Source organism: Humidesulfovibrio sp., assembly GCF_035560995.1.
Classification (GTDB): Bacteria; Desulfobacterota; Desulfovibrionia; order Desulfovibrionales; family Desulfovibrionaceae; genus Humidesulfovibrio.
In genome coordinates this window covers 1-2,703 of sequence record NZ_DATMYK010000179.1, presented here as the reverse complement: position 1 = coordinate 2,703, position 2,703 = coordinate 1, and the positions used below count along the sequence as shown (strand labels likewise).

The 2,703-nt window shown below is 66.4% G+C and carries 2 protein-coding genes; one reads left to right on the top strand and one right to left on the bottom strand.

The window, feature by feature from the left end; all coding sequences use genetic code 11:
* On the top strand, positions 1–879 hold an 879-nt coding region (locus VN419_RS06955; RefSeq protein ID WP_325645861.1), incomplete at its 5' end, for a methyl-accepting chemotaxis protein.
* Between the two features lie 88 nt (positions 880–967).
* Here VN419_RS06955 and VN419_RS06950 read toward each other — a convergent pair.
* Positions 968–2,703 (bottom strand): bacteriohemerythrin (locus VN419_RS06950; protein ID WP_325645859.1); only part of this gene is annotated, 1,736 nt, incomplete at its 5' end.

Genomic DNA, 2,703 nt, shown 5'->3' with positions numbered 1-2,703 from the left:
AAGATCGAGGAGCAGAACGCGCGCATCGCCCAGGCGGCTGCCGCGGCCAACACGGTGAGCGATCAGGTTGCCAGCGCCTCCGAGCAGCTGGCCGCGCAGATCGAGCAGTCCAGCCGGGGCACGGACGAACAGCGCGCCCGCACCACCGAGGCCGCCACGGCCATGGAGGAGATGAACTCCACCGTGATGGAAGTGGCGCGCAGCGCGGGCACGGCGGCCGATCTGGCCGACCAGGCCAAGCACAAGGCCCAGCAGGGCTCGGAGCTGGTGAATCAGGTGGTAGCCACCATCAACGGCGTGGAAAAGCAGGCCGAAACCCTGCGCGCGGACATGACCGAGCTGGGCAAGCAGGCCGAAGGCATCGGCCAGATCATGAACGTCATCAGCGACATAGCCGACCAGACCAACCTCTTGGCCTTGAACGCCGCCATCGAGGCGGCCAGAGCGGGCGACGCGGGCCGCGGCTTCGCCGTGGTGGCCGACGAGGTGCGCAAGCTGGCCGAGAAGACCATGACCGCCACCAAGCAGGTGGGCGACGCCATCCGCGCCGTGCAGGACAGCGCGCACAAAAACATCACCAACACCGAGGCCACCACAAAGGCCATCCAGGAAAGCACCGGCCTGGCGCACAAGTCCGGCGAGGCGCTGCACGAGATCGTGGGCATGGTGGACCAGACCGCCGACCATGTGCGCGGCATCGCCACCGCCAGCGAGGAACAATCCGCCGCCAGCGAGGAAATCAGCCGCTCCACCGAGGACATCAACCGCATCGCCAGCGAGACCGCCGAGGCCATGCTCCAGTCCGGCCAGGCAGTGAGCGACCTTGCCCGCCTGGCGGGTGAGCTCAAGGGCATCATCAACAACATGAACCAGGGCTAGGCCCGCACGCACCACAAAAGAAGAGGGGAGGGGCCAAACGGCTCCTCCCCTTCTCTTTTCCGAACGGCCAGCCGAGACTGCGGACGATCTAGCGCAGGCCCTTGGAATTCAGGAACTGGCTGTACTTCTTGTCCGTGCCCATGATGTGCTTCACCAGCCAGTCCTTCAGGAAGCGCATGATGTCCATGGTCACCTTGGCCCGGCCGCTCTTCAGGTCGGCCTCGAAATCCAGCACCTGCTGCACCAGTTTGGCGTGCAGCTCTTTGTGGGCGGCGGTTTCCGGGTAGCCGTAGCGGTCGAAGTACTCCTCCTCCTGGCCGAAGTGCTTCACCGTGTATTCCTTCAGGCGCTCCACCACGCCCACCAGAACCGCATCGGACTTGCGGGAGCGCATGGCCGCGTGCAGTTCGTTGATGAGCCCCAGGAGCACCTTGTGCTGTTCGTCGATGAGGCGGATGCCCACGGAAAGGTCGTCGGTCCAGGTCATGAGCTGCTCGCTGGAAGTGACGCCCGTGAGCTTGCCGCTGGCCATGGCCTGGATGATGGAGTCCAGTTCTTCGGCCAGGCCGGAAATCTCCACCACCACGCGCGTGGAGCTTTCCACGCTCTCGGCGGTCTGGCGGGCCACCTGGTTCATTTCGGCCACGCTGCGGTTGATCTCCTCGCTGGTGGCGGACTGCTCCTCGCTGGCGGTGGCGATGGAGGCCACCTCAAGGGCCGTCTGCTGCACGATGTCCACGATCTCCTCCATGGCCCGGCCGGACTGCTCGGCCACGCGGGAGCTCTCCACGATGTCGCCCGCGGTCTCGTCCACGGCCAGCACGTTCTCCCTCGCCCGCTCCTGGATGTTGCGCACGGAATCGCCCACCTGCTTGGTGGCGGTCATGGTCTTCTCGGCCAGCTTGCGCACCTCGTCGGCCACCACGGCGAAGCCGCGGCCCGCATCGCCCGCCCTGGCCGCCTCAATGGCGGCGTTCAAGGCCAGCAGGTTGGTCTGGTCGGCGATGTCGGAAATGACGCCCAGCACCTGGCCGATGCCTTCGGCCTGGTTGCCCAGGGTGGTCATGGTCTCCTTGAGGACCAAGATGCGCTCCTTCACACGGCCGATGCTTCCCACGGCCTCGCGCACGCCGCTGGCTCCGGCCTGGGCGTTGCCCTTGGAGCGCTCCGCGCTCTCCGCCGCGCTGCCGGTGTTGCGGGCGATCTCCAGGATGGCCTCGTTCATCTGCTCCATGGCCGTGGTGGTGCTTTCCGTACGCTGGCGCTGCACAACCACGTCCCGGCCCACGCGGTCCATGTTCTCGTTCAGTTCGCGCACGGCGGCAAAGATGCGCGTGGCGGCCTCTTTGGCCTTCTGGGAGGCGGCGCTCATGTTCTCCAGCAGCTCGCGCACATGGACCTCGGCCGCGCGGCTTTCGCCCAGGGTGCGCTCGGTCTCCGCCGCGTGGCGCTCGGCTTCGGCCTCCTTGTCGCGGGCGGCCTGCACGGCCCCGGCCAGGTGCTCCACCATCAGGCACATGCTGTCGCGCAGCTCGGCATATTCCTGGGGCATGTCGCCGCCGTCGCAGGTGGCGTCCTTGCCCGCTGTTATGGCGCGGGAATAGTCGCGCAGGTGCAGCAGGGGCTGCATCATCTGGGTATGCACGGTCCACAGCAAAAACGCGCCGCCCAGCACGGCCAAGCTGAAAAGCAGACCGTGGATCAGCAAGGATTCGTTGCTTTGCAGGCCATAGACGAAGGAGGCGGCGCCGCCCCCCATGAGGATCAGCGAGGAGACGATGAGCCGAAGTTTGATGCTGGAGGTGGATTCCTGAGGCATGGGGG